Origin of the sequence: Actinomadura montaniterrae (assembly GCF_008923365.1) — a bacterium.
GTDB lineage: Bacteria > Actinomycetota > Actinomycetes > Streptosporangiales > Streptosporangiaceae > Spirillospora > Spirillospora montaniterrae.
In genome coordinates this window covers 85955-105574 of record NZ_WBMR01000004.1, presented here as the reverse complement: position 1 = coordinate 105574, position 19620 = coordinate 85955, and the positions used below count along the sequence as shown (strand labels likewise).

17 protein-coding genes are annotated in these 19620 nt (G+C 69.0%); 7 read left to right on the top strand and 10 right to left on the bottom strand.

Features of this window, described 5'->3' with window-relative positions; translation table 11 throughout:
- Positions 1 to 23: 23 nt before the first annotated feature.
- Positions 24 to 1469, bottom strand: coding sequence for an aldehyde dehydrogenase family protein (locus F9B16_RS03335; protein ID WP_151538306.1), 1446 nt, complete (start codon positions 1467 to 1469; stop codon positions 24 to 26).
- Positions 1466 to 2548: an alcohol dehydrogenase catalytic domain-containing protein gene (locus F9B16_RS03330; protein WP_151538305.1), complete on the bottom strand. Its 1083-nt coding sequence runs from the start codon at positions 2546 to 2548 to the stop codon at positions 1466 to 1468. Before F9B16_RS03330 ends, F9B16_RS03335 begins: the two co-directional genes overlap by 4 nt.
- Positions 2549 to 2767: 219 nt before the next feature.
- Here F9B16_RS03330 and F9B16_RS03325 point away from each other — a divergent pair, with 219 nt between their 5' ends.
- From F9B16_RS03325 to F9B16_RS03310, 4 genes are read left to right on the top strand one after another with little or no spacing between them, the layout of a single operon-like run.
- Positions 2768 to 3949 (top strand): acyl-CoA dehydrogenase family protein, encoded by a 1182-nt coding sequence (locus F9B16_RS03325; RefSeq protein WP_151538304.1) that lies wholly within the window; start codon positions 2768 to 2770, stop codon positions 3947 to 3949.
- Complete coding sequence (locus tag F9B16_RS03320) at positions 3946 to 5127, top strand: thiolase family protein (RefSeq protein WP_151538303.1); 1182 nt, start codon at positions 3946 to 3948, stop codon at positions 5125 to 5127. Before F9B16_RS03325 ends, F9B16_RS03320 begins: the two co-directional genes overlap by 4 nt.
- A 16-nt stretch (positions 5128 to 5143) precedes the next feature.
- Entirely contained in the window at positions 5144 to 5908 is a 765-nt protein-coding gene (locus F9B16_RS03315) for an SDR family NAD(P)-dependent oxidoreductase (RefSeq protein ID WP_151538302.1), read from the top strand.
- Positions 5909 to 5916: 8 nt separating this feature from the next.
- Positions 5917 to 6681, top strand: coding sequence for a crotonase/enoyl-CoA hydratase family protein (locus F9B16_RS03310; RefSeq protein WP_151538301.1), 765 nt, complete (start codon positions 5917 to 5919; stop codon positions 6679 to 6681).
- A gap of 118 nt (positions 6682 to 6799) precedes the next feature.
- Here the strand turns inward: F9B16_RS03310 and F9B16_RS03305 are convergent, their stop codons facing one another.
- From F9B16_RS03305 to F9B16_RS03285, 5 genes are read right to left on the bottom strand one after another with little or no spacing between them, the layout of a single operon-like run.
- A complete protein-coding gene (locus tag F9B16_RS03305; protein WP_151538300.1) occupies positions 6800 to 7540 on the bottom strand; it encodes an SDR family NAD(P)-dependent oxidoreductase in 741 nt (246 codons plus the stop codon).
- On the bottom strand, positions 7537 to 8583 hold the full coding sequence (locus F9B16_RS03300; protein ID WP_225991313.1) for a zinc-dependent alcohol dehydrogenase: 1047 nt from the start codon (positions 8581 to 8583) through the stop codon (positions 7537 to 7539). Before F9B16_RS03300 ends, F9B16_RS03305 begins: the two co-directional genes overlap by 4 nt.
- Positions 8580 to 9449, bottom strand: a complete 870-nt coding sequence (locus tag F9B16_RS03295; RefSeq protein ID WP_151538329.1) for a fumarylacetoacetate hydrolase family protein — start codon at positions 9447 to 9449, stop codon at positions 8580 to 8582. Before F9B16_RS03295 ends, F9B16_RS03300 begins: the two co-directional genes overlap by 4 nt.
- 40 nt (positions 9450 to 9489) lie before the next feature.
- Positions 9490 to 10386 carry an SMP-30/gluconolactonase/LRE family protein gene (locus tag F9B16_RS03290; protein WP_151538299.1) on the bottom strand — a complete coding sequence of 299 codons (897 nt, stop codon included), beginning with the start codon at positions 10384 to 10386 and terminating at the stop codon, positions 9490 to 9492.
- Positions 10386 to 11126, bottom strand: a complete 741-nt coding sequence (locus F9B16_RS03285; RefSeq protein ID WP_225991312.1) for an IclR family transcriptional regulator — start codon at positions 11124 to 11126, stop codon at positions 10386 to 10388. Before F9B16_RS03285 ends, F9B16_RS03290 begins: the two co-directional genes overlap by 1 nt.
- 127 nt (positions 11127 to 11253) lie before the next feature.
- Between F9B16_RS03285 and F9B16_RS03280 the strand changes: the two genes are divergently transcribed.
- Positions 11254 to 12966 (top strand): IlvD/Edd family dehydratase, encoded by a 1713-nt coding sequence (locus F9B16_RS03280; RefSeq protein WP_151538297.1) that lies wholly within the window; start codon positions 11254 to 11256, stop codon positions 12964 to 12966.
- Positions 12967 to 12993: 27 nt separating this feature from the next.
- On the top strand, positions 12994 to 13671 hold the full coding sequence (locus F9B16_RS03275) for an SDR family NAD(P)-dependent oxidoreductase (RefSeq protein WP_151538296.1): 678 nt from the start codon (positions 12994 to 12996) through the stop codon (positions 13669 to 13671).
- Positions 13672 to 14077: 406 nt separating this feature from the next.
- Here the strand turns inward: F9B16_RS03275 and F9B16_RS03270 are convergent, their stop codons facing one another.
- From F9B16_RS03270 to F9B16_RS03260, 3 genes are all read right to left on the bottom strand, one after another.
- The gene (locus F9B16_RS03270; protein ID WP_192808603.1) at positions 14078 to 18013 is read right to left on the bottom strand and encodes a P-loop NTPase fold protein; all 3936 of its coding nucleotides are present in this window, start codon (positions 18011 to 18013) and stop codon (positions 14078 to 14080) included.
- A 612-nt stretch (positions 18014 to 18625) separates the two neighbouring features.
- Positions 18626 to 18817 carry a helix-turn-helix transcriptional regulator gene (locus tag F9B16_RS03265; RefSeq protein WP_225991314.1) on the bottom strand — a complete coding sequence of 64 codons (192 nt, stop codon included), beginning with the start codon at positions 18815 to 18817 and terminating at the stop codon, positions 18626 to 18628.
- Between the two features lie 66 nt (positions 18818 to 18883).
- A complete protein-coding gene (locus F9B16_RS03260) occupies positions 18884 to 19084 on the bottom strand; it encodes a hypothetical protein (RefSeq protein WP_151538293.1) in 201 nt (66 codons plus the stop codon).
- Positions 19085 to 19250: 166 nt separating this feature from the next.
- Between F9B16_RS03260 and F9B16_RS03255 the strand changes: the two genes are divergently transcribed.
- Entirely contained in the window at positions 19251 to 19610 is a 360-nt protein-coding gene (locus tag F9B16_RS03255; RefSeq protein WP_151538292.1) for a hypothetical protein, read from the top strand.
- The last annotated feature ends 10 nt before the right edge of the window (positions 19611 to 19620 follow it).

Below are 19620 nucleotides of genomic sequence, written 5' to 3'. Positions count from 1 at the left end.
ATCCGGCGGAGGGAGGGGCATGCTCACAGCTCCTTGGGGTGGGGTTCGATGAAGGTCTGGACGTCGGTGCACGCCTCCAGCGCGTGCCGGCCGCCCGACCGGCCGATGCCGCTGGCCCGGTTGCCGCCGAACGGGGCGCCGGGGTGCCTGCGGACGGTGTTGATCCCGACCTGTGCGGCCCTGAGGCGGCCAGCGAGGGCCCGGGCGGCCGGCAGGCCGGCGGAGAAGACGTAGTCGTAGAGCCCGTAGCGGGTGCTGTTGGCCGCCGCCACGGCCTCGTCGTCGTCGCGGGTGCTCGTCACGCACAGGACCGGCCCGAAGACCTCCTCCTGCATGATCTCGTCGGCGGGTTCGCAGTCCAGCACCAGCGCGGGTGGGGTGAAGTAGCCGGTCACGGGGCCCCGGTCGCCGCGGACGACCCGGCGTCCGGCGGCCTCGGCGCCGGCCACCAGCCCCTCGACGCGCTTGCGCTGCGCGTCGGAGATGACGGGGCCGACGTCGATCGCCGGGTCGCTCGGGTCGCCGACCCTCAGGGAGCACAGCCGTTCGGTGAGGCGGCGCACCAGCTCGTCGTGCACCCGGTGGTCCGCGATCAGGCGCGCGGGGGTGAGGCACACCTGTCCGGACTGGACGACCCAGGTACGCAGGACCGACTCGACCACTAGGTCCAGGTCCGCGTCGGCCCGCACGACGCAAGCGCCCTTGCCGCCGAGTTCGAGCAGGAGCCGTTTCATCCCGGCCGAGGCGTTGCGGTGGATCTCGATGCCGACGGTCGTGCTGCCGGTGAACGACACCCCGTCCACCTGGGGATGGCCGACCAGCGCGGCACCGAGTTCCGGCGTGGAGCCGGTGAGCAGGGCGCTCACCGCCGGCGGCGCTCCTACCGCGGCGAGCCCGTCTCGCAGCGCCTCCGCCAGGGCGACGACGAGCAGCGGGTCCTGCGGGGCGGGCTTCATCACCACGGCGTTGCCAGCGAACAGCGCGGGCGCCACCTTTCCCACCATCGCCAGCAGCGGGAAGTTGTAGGGACTCACGCAGGCGACGACGCCGACGGGCATCCGGCGCAGCCGCACGCCGAGACCGGCGGTCGGCTCGGGCCCCGGCGGTTCCAGGACGGACTCCGGCACGCTCGCCCACGAGGCCAGCCGGTCGATGGCCGCGCCGACATGAGTCGCCTCGGCCACCGAGGTGCGCGCCCCCGTGTCACGGACGGCGAGGTCGACGAGTTCGTCCCGGCGTTCGGCGAGGCGCCCGGCGGCGACGCCGAGCGCCTCACGGCGACGCTCGACCGGCATCGCGGCCCAGACCGGGGCCGTGTCCGCGGCGGCGCGGACGGCGGTGTCGACGTCGGCGTCCGAGCACTCGGCGACCAGCGCGAGGACGTCCTCGGTGGTCGGGTCGACGGTCTCGTACCAGTCCCCCGGCGCGTACGGCTCGCCGATGATCATCGCTTCGGCCCGTGCGGTCATCGGCCCTCCCCCGCGTCCAGCCCGAAGACCCCTCGGTCGAGCTCGCCGGCGCGCAGCGCGGCGACCAGCTCGGGCCCCTCCGACAGCGGAACGACCTTCGTCACGAGCGGATCGAGTTGCAGCTCACCACTGCGATGGCGTTCGACGAGCCGCGGCACGAACGTGTGCGGGTCGACCGAGCCCATCCGGCAGCCCAGCAGCGACTGGTCGTGGAAGAGGGAGCGCACACCGAAGGTCACCGGCGTTCCGGCCGGCGGCAGCCCGACGATGACGGCGCGGCCGCCCCAGGCGAGCGCCTCGACCGCCGCGGCCAGCAGGTCGGGCCGTCCGACGCATTCGAAGACGGCGTCGAACCCCTGGGGAGCGATGTCCCCAGTGAGGGCTTCGAGTTCGGCGGCGGTCGGCACGAGGTGGAACTCCGTCGCGCCGAGCTCGCGGGCGATGTCCTCCTTGCGCGGGTTGAGGTCGGCGACTGCGATCCGGGCCGCACCGGCGATCCGGGCCGCCTGCACGACGTTGAGCCCGATGCCCCCGGCCCCGACGACCAGGACGGACTCGCCGGGCCGGACTTTGGCACGTTCCTCCACAGCACCGAACGCGGTGATCACGGCGCAGCCCAGGAGGGCCGCGGACGCGTCCGGGATGCCGCCCTGGATCGGCACGACCTGGCGGGCGCCGACCACGGTGCGTTCGGCGAACGCACCCAGCCGGACGAACTGGTGGACCGGCGCGCCGCCGCGGCTGAACGGGGTCTCTCCCGCGTCTCCGCCGATGCGGCAGAGCGTGGGGCGCCCGGCGGCGCAGGCCGCGCAGGACCCGCAGGTGCGCAGCACGGACAGCACGACCCGCTGCCCGGCGGGCAGGTCGACGCCCGGCCCGCACGCCTCCACGACGCCGGTCGCCTCGTGGCCGAGCACCACCGGAAGGGGCTGGGAGATGTCTCCGTCGAGCGGCTTGAGGTCGCTGTGGCACAGCCCCGCCGCGCGGACGCGCACCGCGACCTCGCCCGGATCCGGCGGGCGCACCTCCAGGTCGTCGTGGACCGCAAGGTCCCGACCATCCCAAACCAGCCCCTGCATCCGGCCTCCTCGAGCCTCTGACGTGGCGGTGGAACGTCACCGTAACGGAGACTTCGAATCTTTGGAAGAGAATTTTACTGAGCTGAATTTCTGCGGGTCACGTTCGCCGCATGCGTCGTCCGCGGCCAGGATTTAGCTGAGTAAAATTCTCTTCCATTGAACGAAAGGACTGGTCTACGCTCGGGCCGCACTGCCCGCGAACACGACGAGGAGGCTCCGTTGGCGGACCAGACAGACCCCCGGGACCAGCAGCGGATCGACGAGATCCGCGCGGTCGCGGCCCAGGTGGCGGCCGAGCGGTACGCGGACCGCGCGGCCGAGTGGGACGCCGGCCGGGTGCCGTTCCCGCACGAGGAACGCCGGTACCTCGCCAAGCTCGGCTACCTCGGCATCGCGCTGCCCGAACGGTTCGGCGGAGCCGGCGCCCCGATCGGCGACGCGCTCGCCGTCATCGAGGAGCTCGCCAAGGTCTGCCGCCCGGCGGCCTTCCAGGTCTTCGAGGCCAACGTCGGCGCGGCCCAGGCGATCAACCGGCTCGGCACCGAGGAGCAGCGCGCACGCCACCTGCCCGCCGTCATCGCCGGCGAGGCGACCATGGCCGTCGCCATCTCCGAGCCCGACGCGGGCTCGGCGGCGACGGACCTGGCCACCCGCGCCGTCCCGGCGGACGGCGGCGGCTACAAGGTCACCGGCAGCAAGCGGTGGATATCCGGCGGCGGCGAGGCCGAGCTCTACCTCGTCTACACCCGCATGTCCGACGCCCCGAAATCCAAGGGCATCGGCGCCGTCATCATCGCCGCCGACGCGCCCGGTGTGTCCTTCGGCGCGCAGGAGAAGCTGATGGGTTTCCGCGGCATCCCGTCCGCCGACATCGCCTTCGACGGCGTCGCCGTGGCCGCCGAGGACGTCCTCGTCGGACCCGGCCGATTCCGGGACCTGTTCGGCTGCTTCTCCATCGAGCGCCTCGGCAACACGACCATGAGCCTGGCCATCGGGCAGGCCGCCCTGGACAGGACCGTCGACTACGTGCGGGAGCGCCGGCAGTTCGGCAGGCCCATCGCCGACTTCCAGGCGGTCCAGCTGGCGCTCGCCGACATGCTCATGCAGGTCACCTCCGCCCGCCTGCTGCTCGACCAGGCCGTCCAGGGCGCGGACGAAGGACCGCCGGACGCGCTGAAGGTCTCGCTGGCCAAGTGCGCGGCGAACGAGATGGCCAAGCGCGTCACCGACCAGGCCATCCAGCTCCACGGCGGCAACGGCTACACCGAGGAGTACGGCCTGGAGCGCCTCCACCGCGACGCGCACGGCTGGGCCATCGCCGGCGGTACCCCGACCATCCAGCGGATCCGGATCGCCTCCCAGCTCCTCGGACGCACCTTCGACCAGCGGCGGCCAGCATGAGGGACGTCGTCATCGTCGACGCGGTCCGCACTCCCATGGGACGGGGCCGCCCCGGCGGCGCCCTCGCCGGCGTCCACCCGGTCGACCTCCTCTCCCAGGTCTTCACCCACCTGATCGACCGGACGGGGGTCGACCCCGGGCTGGTCGACGATGTCCTGGTCGGCTGCGTCAGCCAGGTCGGCGAGCAGTCCGCGACCCCGGGACGGTTCGCCTGGCTCGGCGCGGGGCTGCCCGCGCACGTGCCGTCGACCACGATCGAGCGCAAGTGCGGGTCCGGGCAGCAGGCCATCGCGTTCGCCGCGCAGGGCATCGCCGCCGGCGCCTACGACGTCTGCGTCGCGGCGGGCGTGGAGTCGATGAGCCGGGTCCCCATGGGCTCGGGACGGCTGTCGGCGGACCCGTTCGGCGAGCGCGCCCGAGCCCGGTTCCCCGGCCTGGTCCCGCAGGGCGTCGCGGCGGAACTCGTGGCGGCCAGGTGGGAGATCGGGCGGGAGGCGCAGGACGCGTTCGCGCTCCGCTCGCACCAGCGCGCGCACGCGGCGGCGGAGTCCGGCGCCTTCGACGCCGAGATCGTCCCGGTGACGGTCGAGGGCGGCGAGCAGGTGACCCGGGACGAGACGATCCGCCCCGGCAGCACGCTGGACGGGCTCGCCCGGTTGAAGCCCGCGTTCGAGGACGCGGACGTCGCGGCCCGCCACCCGCGGGTCTCCTGGGGCGTCACCGCGGGCAACGCCTCGCAGATCACCGACGGCGCGTCCGCCCTCCTGCTGATGGGCGCGGACCGCGCGGAGTCGCTCGGACTGCGGCCCCGGGCCCGCCTCGTCGGCTCGGCCGTCCTCGCCGATGATCCCGAGCTGATGCTCACCGCCCCTATCCCAGCGACGCACCGGGTGCTGGAACGCACCGGCCTCACCCTGGATCGCATGGATGCGGTCGAGGTGAACGAGGCGTTCGCGTCCGTCCCGCTCGCCTGGCTGGCCGAGCACCCGATGGACGAGGAGCGCCTCAACCCGCACGGCGGCGCGATCGCGCTCGGCCATCCGCTCGGCGCGTCCGGCTGCCGGCTGATGACCACGCTGATCAACCGGCTGGAGGCCGCCGGCGGGCGCTTCGGCCTGCAGACCATGTGCGAGGCGGGCGGGATGGCCAACGCCACCGTCATCGAGCGCCTCGGCTGACCGTCAGGAGGAGAACATGGAACTGAAGGACGCGAGCGTCCTGGTCACCGGCGGCGCCTCGGGCCTCGGCCTCGCCACCGCCGCCCGCCTACATGAGGAGGGCGCGCACGTCGTCATCGTGGACCTCCCCGGCTCCGCGGGCACCGAGGCCGCCGACCGCATCGGGAAACGCGCCGCCTTCGCGCCCGCCGACGTCACCGATCCCGATGCCATGGACGCGGCCTGTGATCTGGCACAGGAGCGCGGCCCCCTGCGCGCCCTCGTCCACTGCGCGGGCCGCGGCGGACCGGTCCGGCTGGTCGGCCGCAACGGCGCACCGGGCTCCCTGGAGACCTTCGCTGAGGTCGTCCGGATCAACCTCATCGGCACCTTCAACGCGCTGCGGCTCGCCGCGGCGCGCATGGCGGCCAACGAACCCGACGGCGGCGAGCGGGGCGTCTGCGTCCTGACCGCCTCCGTCGCGGCCTATGAGGGCCAGATCGGCCAGGCACCCTACGCGTCCGCCAAGGCGGGCGTCGTCGGGCTGACGCTCGTCGCCGCGCGCGACCTCGCGAGCAGGCAGATCCGGGTCTGCACCATCGCGCCCGGCCTGTTCGACACCCCGATCCTGGCGCGCCTCACCGACGACGTCCGCGACGGCCTCGCCCGGTCCGTCCCCCACCCGGCGCGCCTCGGCGAGCCGGCCGAATACGCCGCCCTCGCAGCCCACATCATCGACAACCCCATGCTCAACGGCGAGACCATCCGGCTGGACGGCTCGATCCGCATGCAGCCCCGCTGAGGAGACCCATGAACAGCACGGTCACGACCGAGCAGCACGGCCGGACCCTCGTCATCACCATCGACCGCCCCGAGGTCCGCAACGCGATCGACTTCCCGACCGCCGAGGCCCTCGCCGCGGCGCTCGACGAGCTCGACCGACGCGCCGACGTCTTCGTCGGCGTCATCACCGGCACCGGCGGCACGTTCTGCGCGGGCATGGACCTCAAGGCGTTCCTCGCCGGACGCAAGCCGTCCGTCGACGGCCGCGGGTTCGCCGGCATCGTCCGCCGCCCTCCGGACAAGCCCCTCATCGCCGCCGTAGAAGGCTACGCGCTGGGCGGCGGCTTCGAGATCGCACTGGCGTCCGACCTCATCGTCGCCGCCGACGACGCCGTCTTCGGCCTGCCCGAGGTCGCCCGCGGCCTGGTCGCCTCGGGCGGCGGGCTCCTCCGCCTCCAGCACCGCGTCCCGCTCTCGCTCGCCCTGGAATGGACGCTGACCGGAAAGCGGATCCCCGCCGCTCTCGCCCACGAGGTCCACCTCGTCAACCGGCTCGCACCGTCCGGGACGGCCCTGGACGCGGCGCTGGAGCTCGCCACGGAGATCGCGTCGAACGGCCCCCTCGCGACCCGGGCGAGCAAGCAGGTCATCCACGGCTCCACCGGGCGCCCGCTCAGCGAGACCTTCGCCTGGCAGCAACCGATCGCCGACGTGGTGCGCTCCTCCGCCGACGCCAGGGAAGGAGCCCGAGCCTTCGTCGAACGCCGCACTCCCCACTGGACGGGAACCTGACCCCGATTTCCACCCGCGGGACCGTAGGTGAGCTGCCCCCGTTCCACGGCTGAATGCCCTGGGGTTGCCGTGGAACGGGGCGCAAGCTCCGAGGCGGTGGGCGAGAACTCACCCTGAGTCAAAGGCGCAGGCTGGTCATGCCTCCGTCGACGCGGAGGACGGCGCCGGTGGTGGAGGCGGCGGCCGGGGCCGCGAGGGAGGCGATGGCGTGGGCCACCTCGTCCGCGGAGACGAGGTGGCCCAGCGGTTGGCGTGCCCGGAGCGACTCGGCCGCGGTCGCCGGGTCGTCCGCGGCGTCGAGGAGCCGGGAGACCCAGGGGGTGTCGGTGGTGCCGGGCGCGACGGCGTTGACGCGGATGCCGTCGGCGGCGTGGTCGGCCGCCATCGCGAGCGTCAGTGCGTGTACCGCGCCTTTGCTGGCGCTGTAGAGCGCGCGGTCGCGGACGCCGATGAAGGCGACCGCGGAGCAGGTGTTCACGATGGCGGCGTGTGCGGAGCGGCGCAGGTGCGGGAGGGCCGCACGGGTGACGCGGGCAATGGCGGTGACGTTGACGTCGAGGACCCGAGCCCATTCGGTGTCGTCGTTTCCGCTGATGTCGCCGACCGCACCGATGCCGGCATTGTTCACCAGGATGTCGAGCCCGCCCAGCCGATCGGCTGCCCTGGCGACGGCTTGGGCGGTCGCTGCAGAGTCGGTGATGTCGCAGCGCAGGGCCAGCATTCCGTCGGGGATGTTGTCGGTGTGGAGGTCCAGCACGGCCACTTGCGCGCCGCGGTTGCGGAGGAGAGCGGCGGTGGCTGCGCCGATTCCGCTGCCGCCGCCGGTGACGAGCGCTGCGAGGCCGTTGAATTCGCTCATTGAGGTGTCCTCCTCAGCCCTGGCCGGGGGTCGACGTGGAACTTGGGGCCGGTGCCGGCGTCCGCCGGGCGTCGGCCGCTGAGGACCTCGGCGACCTGATGCAGGCCGACGGTGGCGGCGACGAGGGGACGCGGGTCGACGGCGCCGTCGGCGTAGGCGCGGATGGTCGGGGCCAGCCCGGACGACCCCGACAGCACGCCGACCGCGGTGACGTCCTTCAGCGCCAGCGCCCTGGTGTCGATGGTGCTCGGGGTGCCGGCGAGGCCGATGTAGACGACGCGGCCGGCGGGCTCGACCAGGTCGAGGGCCAGGGCGGGCAGGTGGGCGGCGTTGGAGGCGTCGACGACCGCGTCGAAGGGCAAGTCGGGCAGGTCCTGCTCGGTCCAGGCGTGCTCGAATCCGAGAGAGCGGGCGAAGTCCAGGGAGTCGGTGGTGACGCCCATGAGGTGGACTTCCGCTCCGGCGGCGCGGGCGAACATCGCCACCATCAGCCCGATCGTGCCGGGGCCGAGCACGAGGACCCGGTCGCCGGGACGCGGGTCGGCGGCCTGGACCGCGCGCCAGGCGTTGCCTCCCGGTTCGACCAGTGCGCCGAGCATCGGGTCGACGCTGTCCGGCAGGACGTGCAGGGAGGTGACGGGCATCGCCAGCCGCTCGGCCAGGGCGCCGGGGCGGCCGTCGCGGATGCCGACCTCCTGCCGGTCCCGGCACACGTGCTGGTGGCCGCGGCGGCAGCGGCGGCAGGTGCCGTCGCCGATCATGGTGTCGCCGATGACGCGGCGGCCGATCCAGGCGGGATCGACGCCGTCGCCGACCTCGGTCACCGCGCCGCACCATTCGTGGCCGAGGCGCAGCGGGTAGGAGGAGTGGCCCTGGTGGAGGTAGGCCATCTCCCCGGTGAACAGCTCGACGTCGGTGCCGCAGACGCCGACGCGCTCGACGTCGATGACGGCCTCGCCGGGCGCCGCCACCGGGACTGGAACCTCGTGCACCGAGCACTCGCCGGGCGCGGTGAGGACGAGCGCCCGCATGGTGGCGCTCATCTGGGGCCGAGCACGTTCTGCCGCTGGGAGCCGAGCCCGGCGATGCCGAGTTCCATCACGTCGCCCGGCCGGAGCCACACCGGCGGCGTGAACCCCATGCCCACGCCCGGCGGGGTGCCGGTGTTGATCAGATCGCCGGGTTCCAGCACGAGGAACTGGCTGAGGTGGTGCACGATGAACCACGGGTCGAAGATCATCGTCTTGGTGTTGCCGTCTTGGCGGCGCAGGCCGTTGACGTCCAGCCACATGTCGAGCGCGAGGACGTCGTCGATCTCGTCGGGAGTGACGAGCCAGGGGCCGGCCGGATTGAACGTCTCGGCGGACTTGCCCTTCACCCACTGGCCGCCGCGTTCCATCTGGAAGGCGCGCTCGCTGACGTCGTTGACGACCAGGTACCCGGCGATGGCATCGGCGGCCTCCTCGACGGTGTCCAGGTAGGACGTGCGCCTGCCGATGACGATGCCGAGCTCCACCTCCCAGTCGGGCTTGGTGGAGCCGCGCGGGATGCGAACGTCGTCGTTGGGGCCGACGAGAGTGTTGGGCGCCTTGGTGAACAGGATCGGCTCGTCCGGGACGGCTTGGCCGGTCTCGGCGGCGTGGTCGCGGTAGTTCAGGCCGATGCACAGGATCTGGTGCGGGCGCGCGATCGGTGCGCCTATGCGCTCGCCGTCGAAGCGGGAGACGCGCACGGCGGCGGCGCGTTCGTCCACCACGGGGCGGACGCGGTCGATGCCGCCGGAGCCGAAGAACTCCTCGTCGAAGTCGTCGACGATGTCGGACAGGTCGACGTAGGTCTGGTCGTCGATGCGGGCGACGCGCTTCTCCGAGCCGGGCGCGCCGATGCGCATGAGGTAGCCGATGCGCATGAGGTACACGAGTCAGATCTCCAATGTCGGATGTGTGGTCTCAGATGGCCGCGGTCAGACGCGAACCGGACCAGGTGGGAACAGGGATGCCGGGCACGTCGGCTCGGACGGTGAACAGCCGTCCCGAATCGGGGTGGGCTTGGCGCTGCTGCCGGCTCAGTTCCGCGGTCGCGGTGGTGATGACCAGCGTGCGGAGATCGTCGCCGGCGAAGGCGACGCTGGAGGTGTGCGGGGCGGGGACGGTGAGACGGTCGGTCACGGCGCCGTCGGGTGCGTAGCGGCGAACCTCGCCCGCGCCCCAGACAGCGACCCAGAGGTGACCGGCGGCGTCGAGCGCGATGCCGTCGGGCAACTCGTCGCGGAGGCGCAGATGCACGTGCCGCTCCCCCACCGCGCCCGTCGCGGCGTCGTAGTCGCGGACGAAGACGGTCCCGCGTCCGGTGTCGACGCTGTACATCCGCCGTCCGTCCGCCGACCAGGCGAGCCCGTTGGACAGGGCCAGGTCACCGTCCAGTTCCGTGATCCGACCATCAGGTTCGAGCCGGACGAGTTGCTCCCGCTCCGAGAGACCGCTGAGGGAGAGCGTGCCGACGAGGAAGCGGCCGGCGGGGTCGGTGCCGCCGTCGTTGAGCCGGCGCGGTTCCCTGGCCGGGATGACGCGCGGGCCTTCCTGCCTGCTGCCGTCGTTGCGGAGGACGATCAGCTGCTGCTGGGCCGCGACGAGGAGCGTGCCGTCGTCGGCGATGGCCACCGCGCCGACCAAGCTCTCGAAGGCGTGCCGCCGGACGACCGTGATGCGGCCCTCATCAAGGGTTCCTTCCAGGAGCATGTTGCGCAGGATGTCCACCCAGAGCAGGCGCCGCCGGGCGGCGTCCCACACCGGCCCCTCGGCGAGGTGGAACGCCTCGGCGGTCGCGGCGGCGGGGACGCTCGTCATCAAGCCGCTCCGAGGTGGCCGAGAGCGCGACGGATGTCGTCGACCGCGTCGACCAGCGTCTGAGGAGAAGTCCGGTAGGTCAGGGCGCTGACACTGACAGCACCGGACGGAACGACCCGCGAGGTCGTGTACACCGGCAGGGCGATGCAGTTCACCCCGACCTCGTTCTCCTGGTCGTCGATGGCGTAGCCCTGCCCGCGGATCGTCTCGAACTCGCGGTGCAGCGCCTCGGCGGTGCACAGCGTCCGCGGCGTCCGGCGCACAGGCGGCTCGTCACCGATCCATTTCTCGACCGCCTCCACCGTGTCCACCTGGTAGGCCAGCAGCAGTTTTCCGACTCCGGTGGCGTGGGCCGGGTTGCGTCCACCGATCGTCGAGGTGAGCCGGACCGCTCCGGTGGGCGGGTCGACCTTGGCCCGGTAGACGACCTCCCGTCCGTCGAGCACCGCGAAGTGGGCGGTCTCACCGAACCGGGCGGCGAGCGTCTCCAGCACCGGGCGGATCCGCACATGCTCGGGGCGGGCCTCGTGGTGAGCGAAGGCCATCCGGAGGAACTCGTCGCCCAGCACGTAACGGCCCTGGTCGTCCTGATCGGCCAGCCCGGCCCTGCGCAGCGTGCCGAGCGCCCGGTGCACGGTCGGCTTGGGGCTGGCGATGACGCGGGTCATCTCGTCCAGCCCGACGCCGTCGGGGTAACGGGCCAGTTCCTTGAGCACGGCCAGGACCCGGTCCGCCCCCACCAGGCGGCCATCCTCTGCCCGGCCTGTCCTGTTCTCGTCCAGGTCTGTCGCTTCGCCGCTTATCTGCGTATCCTTCATGGCGTTCCAAACATTAGACCAACGTGTCGATTATTGGAAGGCGGTCACCGTGCAGCTCCGCAGCGCGCAGTGGTACGCGGGCGAGGATCGCAACGCCTACATCCACCGGGCCTGGATGCGCCGCGGCGCCCCCGGCGACGCGTTCACCGGCCGCCCGCAGATCGCCATCGCCAACACCGGCTCGGACCTGACCCCGTGCAACGCGCACCTCACCGAGGTCGCTCAGTCGGTGAAGAACGGCGTCTACGAGGCCGGCGGCGTCCCATTGGAGCTCCCCGTGGTGTCGCTGGGCGAGACGCAGGTCCGGCCGACCGCGATGCTGTGGCGCAACATGGCCGCGATGGCCACCGAGGAGATGCTCCGGGCCAACCCGATCGACGGCGTCGTCCTGCTCGGCGGCTGCGACAAGACCATCCCCTCGCTGCTGATGGCCGCGGCCGCGGTCGACCTGCCCGCCGTCGTCGTCCCCGGCGGCCCTATGCTGACCGGCACCTTCCGCGGGACGCCGCTGGGGTGCGGCACCGACGTATGGCGACTGTCGGAGGAGGTGCGGGCCGGCACCCTGTCGGCCGAGGACTTCACCCGGTCGGAGTCGGCGATGATCCGCAGCCGCGGTCACTGCAACACCATGGGCACCGCCTCCACCATGGCGCTGGTCGCCGAGGCCCTGGGCATGGTCGTCCCCGGCCTGGCCGGCACCCCCGCCCCCGACAGCCGCCTGCTAGAGGCCGCGCACGGCACCGGACGCCTCGCCGTCGACATGATCTCCGTCGACCGCCGCCCGAGCACCTTCCTGACCAGGGCGTCCTTCCACAACGCGATCGTGGCGCTCGCGGCCATCGGCGGCTCCACCAACGCCGTCGTCCATCTCCTCGCCATCGCCGGACGCCTCGGCGTGGACCTGACCCTCGACGACTTCGACCGCATCGGCTCGTCGGTCCCGGTGCTGGTCGACCTGCTCCCCGCCGGACGCTTCCTCATGGACGACCTCCACCGCGCCGGCGGCCTTCGCGCCGTACTCCGCGAGGTCCGCGACCTGCTCGCCCCCGACGCGCTGACCGTCACCGGCAAACCGCTGGTGGACCACCTGGACGACGCCCCGATCTGGGACACCGAGGTCATCCGCACCCGCTCCGAGCCGCTGGTCGCCGAGGGCGGCATCGCGGTCCTGCGCGGCACCCTCGCCCCAGGCGGCGCGCTGATCAAACCCGCCGCCGCGTCACCGCACCTGCTGCGGCACCGCGGGCGCGCGGTCGTGTTCGACAGCATCGAGGACTTCCACGCCCGCATCGACGACCCGGACCTCGACGTCGACGCCGACTCGGTCCTGGTGCTGCGCGGCTGCGGCCCCAAGGGCTACCCCGGCATGCCCGAGGTGTCCAACATGCCGCTGCCGAAGAAGCTGCTGGAACAAGGCGTCCGCGACATGGTCCGCGTCTGCGACGGACGCATGAGCGGCACCGCCTACGGCACCGTCGTCCTGCACGTCGTCCCCGAGGCCGCCGCCGACGGCCCCCTCGCCCGCGTGCGGACGGGCGACCGCATCAGCCTCGACGTCCCCAACCGCCGCATCGACGTCGAGATCCCAGCCGACGAACTCGCCCGACGCACACCCAGCGAAGCCGCCACCGCCGCATACGCCCAGCCCGAACGCGGCTGGCAACGGCTCTACATCGACCACGTACTGCAAGCCGACACCGGCGCCGACCTGGACTTCCTGATCGGCTCCAGCGGATCGGAGGTCACCCGTGAATCGCACTGACCCGCCCAACCCTCCGGCAGGAGAGCGATGACGGCAAGGACCGCGCTCGTCACCGGCGGCGCCAGAGGACTCGGCGCCGCCACCGCCCGGCGCCTGCGCGACGACGGCCTCGACGTGACCACCCTCGACCTCGCCGGCGCCGACATCACCGCCGACGTCACCGACGAGAAGGCCCTACGGTGCCTCGTCGACGACCTCGGCCCGGTCGACGTCCTGGTCAACTCGGCCGGCATCGTCGGTCCGAACGAACCGCTGCTGAAGACCACGCCCGAGCAGTGGCGCCGGGTGTTCGACGTCAACGTCCTGGGCACCGTGAACACCCTGCGCACGTTCGTCCCCGGCATGCGCGAGCGCGGCTGGGGCCGCGTCGTCAACTTCGCCAGCATGGCCGGCAAGGACGGCAACCCCGACCTGTCGATCTACTCGGCGTCCAAGGCCGCCGTCATCGCCCTGACCAAGTCCATCGGCAAGGAACTCGCCACGAGCGGAGTGCTCGTCAACGCCATCGCCCCCGCCGTCATCGCCACCCCGATGAACGAGGCCACCGCCCCCGAGGTCCTCGCCCACATCACCAGCCTGATCCCAATGCGCCGCATCGGCCGCCCGGAAGAGGTCGCCGAACTCGTCGCCTTCCTGTCCTCCGACCGTGTCAGCTTCTCCACCGGCGCCGTCTACGACATCAGCGGCGGAAGAGCGACCTACTGATCCAGCGTCTGCCCGGGCACGCGTGCCCTTGCGGCCACCCCGGTCACGGATGCGGCATCGCGCGGACGGATCGGCGATTCCGAGCACATCCCGGGCGTCGGTCTTGGTCTAGCCGCGACATGAGTAGACACTCCAGCGCCGCGCCAACACGGTCGCATAATGTCTCTCGAGATCCGCAGCCGCCAGCCCTGCCCGGACACCTGTGTCAGCCAGTGCGTTGCGTCGTGCCCGACCCGATGGGCGCGCTTGGGCAGGTTCTGCGGCTCGCACTCACCAGCCAGATCCCGCGAAACCCGAATCCGGACAGAGCCGACCTCGGTCGACACTCGATCCTTCTTGGCCAGTGCATACCCCAGCCTCGGGAATCACCCGAGACGATCCTTACGGACGGTCGCGTCCACTCCGACTATATGCCCGCTGCTTTCTTGTAAGCTTTGGTGCGACTGCGCTGATCGCTTGTCCGGCCATGACCCCGGAGTTGCTGCTGTAGCTTCTTCGCAAGATCCGGCGTCGACTGCAGCGCTTTCCCAAGCGCTGCGGCCGTCGTCGTATCGGCGTCGATGAGAACAGGTCCGAGTCTGCCCGGAAGTGATTCCGGGACGGTGTCAGGGTGGCGGGCGATAAGAGACTCGATAACTACCGCCGCCTTGACCGCATGAGTCATATCTCTCGTGGCCGCCCGCAGTGCCAAGTCCCACAGTTTTTCCGGGCTGGGGCATCCGGCAACAACCTCGCCGACACGCTCCGGCCGCCACTCCGCATTCTCCATTTGCTGGTCCAGATACTCAACGATCACATCGCTAGATTCTGGATTATCTTCAATGAGTTTGAGGACAGCATCCAAACTATCGGCAGCCTTGCACAACGCGCTGGTCAGCGTCTCACGGTCGACACTACTTGCGCAGACACTCAACTCCGGGCAGCGCCCATTCGCACTAGCAAGAAGGTCGGCTCGCTGTTCCGACGTTATCGAGGCCCACAGTTTTGGAGCGTGCTCCCATTCCGACATATCTTCGGAGGCGAGTAGGTGCTGCACAAGGAGATCGAGAAGGGATACTGTATTTGATATCTCGGTACGGTCGGCAGCCGCCAATACCCGCTGACGCCCAAAAATAGATACATTCCCCCAGTGCTGGGCTATCCAAGCGATCCATTGAGGACTTACAGACGATTCCGCAGCATAGTGAGCGGCGAACTCCACTGGCACCTGAGGCTGATTCTGCCCAAGGATATTCTGGAGCTTACTCAGAACTGTGGGCAGATGCGCGGCCCGCGCCTCTTCATGATTGAACAGCAGATGCAAACTAGCCAATAACTCTTTCAAATAGTCAGAGGCGACTGGCGGGATGGCCGCCGTCAGACGAGCGGATATGCCGGCAGCAGCATCCTGGCCACGGCGGGTGGACAGGATCGCCGCCAGCCTGCCTCGACCGAAGCGGCCAGCATCGCTGTCCTCTTCGATCGAGGTCATCAGCGCCGCCAGGCAACGCTCCGCCGCAGTCACATCTTCGGACTCACCTGTTACAGCATCGGTTCGCCGAACGTACGCCATGAGGGCCGCACTGAGGTTCTCGCCGATGGGGCTAGCAGGTGAGCGATGGGCAGGGAGCCTCTCAGCGAGGGCGAGAGCACACGTTCGCGCGTCGGTGTCCGAGAATTCGCCAATCAGCTGCACCACCGCTCGGGATACTTCCTCGCAAGTATCCGCCGTTTCGCTGGTTACATCCGCGATCACCGCCCCGGCTCGGCGACCGGATGGACAGAGCTCCTCGCCGAGCACCGGGATCCACGATCGGAGAAGGTCGACCGTCCGCGCGGAGCTCTCCGCATCACTGTCGACTCTGAGGAAATCAGCTACCGCGTCCACGAGTTCAGCGGCGAGGGTGCTCTTCTCATTTCCGGCTCCGACGGCATCTGATGCCGGTCCCCAACCGTCTGCCGGCATTTTTACACCGCTCAGAAGCTCAATGCTGACACTCCCGACGGACTCCGAAGAGGAAAGGCCATCAAGGATACCTAGGATTACCGGGCGGCACCATTGATGCGATCCAACTCCTTCCAGTGCGACGATGTCGTAGATTATCCTCATCGCTTGATCGTTCTCATGGCGTGCTGCCATGCAGAGCAGAGCCTGATACCCGTGGGCAGGCCAGGCAGCACGCATGTCTGCGGAACTGTCGTTCCATACGGTGATCCAAGTCTCGAGATCTCCGGGTGTTCCTTGGTTCGCAACATCTGAAAAATAGTCATCGAGACCAGGTAGAAGGGCATCCCGATGTTTTCCAGCCGGCAACTGCAGGAGTGCCTCCACCCAGGAAACACTGTCCGCGGGATCCCGTGGAGGGACCTTGAGCGCAGCATAGAGTTGGGGGACGTGCGCGATGGGAAAGAAGTCGAGAATCGTGACAAGATCGTGTGCCAGAAGGGGAATGCTGGCTTCGATGCGCCGGTGAGCGATGCGATCCGTGAGATCGAACAAGATCCGAGCGCACGCATCGCCACGGGTGGCGTGGTCGGCCAGTGCTGGGACGCGGCCCAGGGCCTGGACGGCGGCAGCGAGAGAGTTGTCCAAATCTTGGCCGACCCGTGCCGTATTGATAGTGTGGTAGGCCGCGTGCAGGACCCGTTCGCGCTCAGCCTCATTTTCCAGGCGCGCCGCGAATGCGTCACTGTCTCGTTGCGCAAGCTCGTCTTGGATAGCCGTAGCCGTATCACTTCCGAGCAAGCGGTTTGCCGGCTTCGATCCAAGTGTAAGGAGGGCGGCAATGTCCGACGGTCGTTCAGTACGGGCTCGAGCAGCGGTAGCTCGCAGATAAACGAGGCCCGGTTCCCTCTGGGTGTTTAGACGGTTCGTGTCTTTGACCCGCTCAAAGGAGTCTAGAAGTGGATCCTGAAGAGTTTCCGGGGAGCCGAGGAGCGCATCATCCAAGAGGAACAGCAGCTTGTGTTCCGCAACTATCCGATCATATAGCGAACGGAAGTCATGCCGAAGCACGATCAGACGCGCCAGGGCAACCGGATAGCCGGTGACCTCTCCCGGCGCAATTCTCGGCGCGACATTGCCGGCGGCTTGCTCTCGATGCCTGGCGACGGCGTAGTTTGAGATGAAAGAGTTCAGGAGCCTGATCGCGTGCCGCGGCTCGCGAACCTGACGGTGGATCAACGCATCGAGGACATCCCGTACCACCCCGAGACCTCCGAGCTCCCGCACGATCGGATGGGACTCAGGTTGCGTCAGCAGGTGCTCGGCATGGTCACGCAGATCCGTATCGTTGTGGGTCGGCAGAGTAAAACGTACAGTGAACAGCTTGTTCAGATACTCCTGCACCGCTTCCTCGGTGGCTTTGCGCTCCGCTCGCGCCGCCGCTTGTGTATCCGAAGCACTCCGTTCGTGGTCGATCGGGCCGTGAGCGAGACCGCCGGGCCGAATTCCAACGATGGCTTCCCGAACGATGTCCTCATCGCAGGAGATCACGAAGACTGGTGGATGCTTGTGATGAGTCCCTGTCAGCAGGAGGCTACGCACCGTAGTTAGGGCTTCAAGGACATCAGCGGAGGCGAGCCGGTCTATGTCATCAATGGCGATGACCAGACGGCGGGGCACGCTCTCTACAAGTCGTGAGAACACTTGCTGGAGTTCGTCAGTGGTGTCCGGACGAGGGCTCGTCACGGTGATCTCGTACCCCTTGAGGACCTGCAAGATCCCCTCCTTGGCGGCCGTAACCACCGCTCCAACGACGGCCGCGCTGATCAACGTGGATCTCAGGAAGCCGACGCCCGGATCGGCGAACCACTTGAGGATGGACACACCGCGCCCAACACCGATCAGATGACCGATCGCCACCACTCCCGCCCCCACAAGCCAGAGAGCGAGAACCCAGCCAAGCACCCAGAGCGCTCCCGCAAGGAGGATCTCCAGTCGACGCCGCAAGGAGGGCCGGCCAGGCTGGGCAGCGGCTGGAGAAGGCCGGGAGTGTGTGCGCTGCCGACTGCCTTCCAGGCATGCTCGTTCACTGGCGTGTACTTCGGCGTCGATCTGCTTCTTGCGCAGGGCTTCGTCGAGAAGTGCGTACATCAACCCGCGAGCCCTGGCGACGCCACTGTGATGCTCCGCACTCACGTGGAGAACGGCCCACTTCTTGTTGACGGACAACTCGCGGCTGAGGAGCTTGACGACTGATGACTTGCCGCTACCGAAGGGACCCAGCAGACCTACCGCACAGGGTTGCGTGGACCCCTGAATCGTGCTGCTCAACTGCTGCGCAACTGACAGATGGCCGAACCGATCATGTTCGCGCCGGTCGATCGCACCGTCCTCGATCAGCCATGGCCTGCGAGACACCACTTCACCCCGTCTTGCTCTCCAGAACCCCTCAGTGTCGTACATCCTACGCCCAAGACCCGACATTTGACCCCGAAACCGATACTTCAGGAAAAGGGGAACTGGATGCGGGACAGCAACACACGTTCCCGTCGGGTTGCACTCACTCTTATTCGGTACCCCACCCACGAGCCGGAGGTAGATCAAGTACTCCACCAATCCTCCGACGCTCCAATGGCTCGATCGTATACTGAATTCTGTTATGGATCATAGATCAACTAGCAGAACTATGCCGCCTCGCTTGTATTCTCCATTACCTATACGGTGACCACGGCGCCTGGGTTTTACCTCGCTTGCTCAATTATGCGCGCAACGGCGACTTGAAGGCGGTGACGTCCTCGACAGACCCGCGATTCCGGCCGGGGAAGCCACCCATCCCGGCCCAGTTCGTAACTCTTGGTGCGTTCCGTCTCCCCGCCGGGACCGGCCCGCTCATGTCCCAGCAAAAGTTTCCGCCAGTCCTGAAGACAGCAGGTTCGGTGGGCCAAATCCCAGGCCAGGACCATCCCTGTCGAGGATGGTCCCGGCCTATCACAACCAGGCTATTGCCTTGTCACTCGGTGAGCCTGAAAGCTATCCGGCGTCCAATAGGGCTCGGAGTGCGGCCGTGGGGACTCGATAGCACGTACCGATGCGAATGATCTTGCAGGGAAACTCGCCATGCTTGGCGAGGTGGTAGGCATAGGTGCGGGAGAGCCCAAGCGCTCGGGCGGCGGTGGTGATATCTACGACGGTGGGAAGTTCGGCGAGGTTCGCGTATTTCATGGCTTGCATCGGTGAGGCCTCCATGGAATTCGTGGTGTTTGGTTGGTAGCCGCTGGAAGGGTGCGGTCAGGTGAAGCACCAGCCGGTGTCGCAGGTGCCGTCGTCCTGGTCGAAGGGGAGGGTGTCGGTGTTGGGGGTGACGTCGGCGAGGGGTGCGTTGTAGCGGGTGAGGTAGACGGGGTCTTTGCCGACGGTGTGGCGGCGTTTGTTGATGGTGGTTTCCAGGTGGCAGGCCTTGGTGAACAGGTCGGGTTGGTCGCGGCGCATGTCCTGCCAGGTGGACAGGCGGTGGAAGGGGCACGTTATTGCGAATATGTAGTGACGATCTCTGAGCTGGGAGGTGCTCTCCGGTGGCTCTTGACGCTCCCTTGTAGGTCGGTGACGATGATCTTTTGTGTCTCCATCTGATTTGGGCGCGACTCACTCGGTCGAGATGACGACTCGGCAGTGGCAGATCATCGATGCCTGCATCGATAGCGAGGTGAACGTCGAGGCGGAGAGGGGCGACCCTCGTGGTGTCATCGACACTGGACGGGTCATCCGCCGGGCTGGCTGGGATCAGGTGGCGCATTGGACTCCGGGCGTTCCTGGGTCGGGCACCTGGCCTCCGGCTGAGCAGACCGTCGTTGTGGAGCTGGCTGGTGACCTGTGGGCTCTGGTTGTCTCTGCCCTTGGCCGGTGGGCGGATGTCAGCGATCGGATCGGTGAACCTGAACATGCTGGTGCAGAGCGAGCGGTCCGCTCGCTGGTGTTAGCGCAGGTTGGTGAACTGCTCTCCGATGAACCCGAGTGAGGGACGTGAG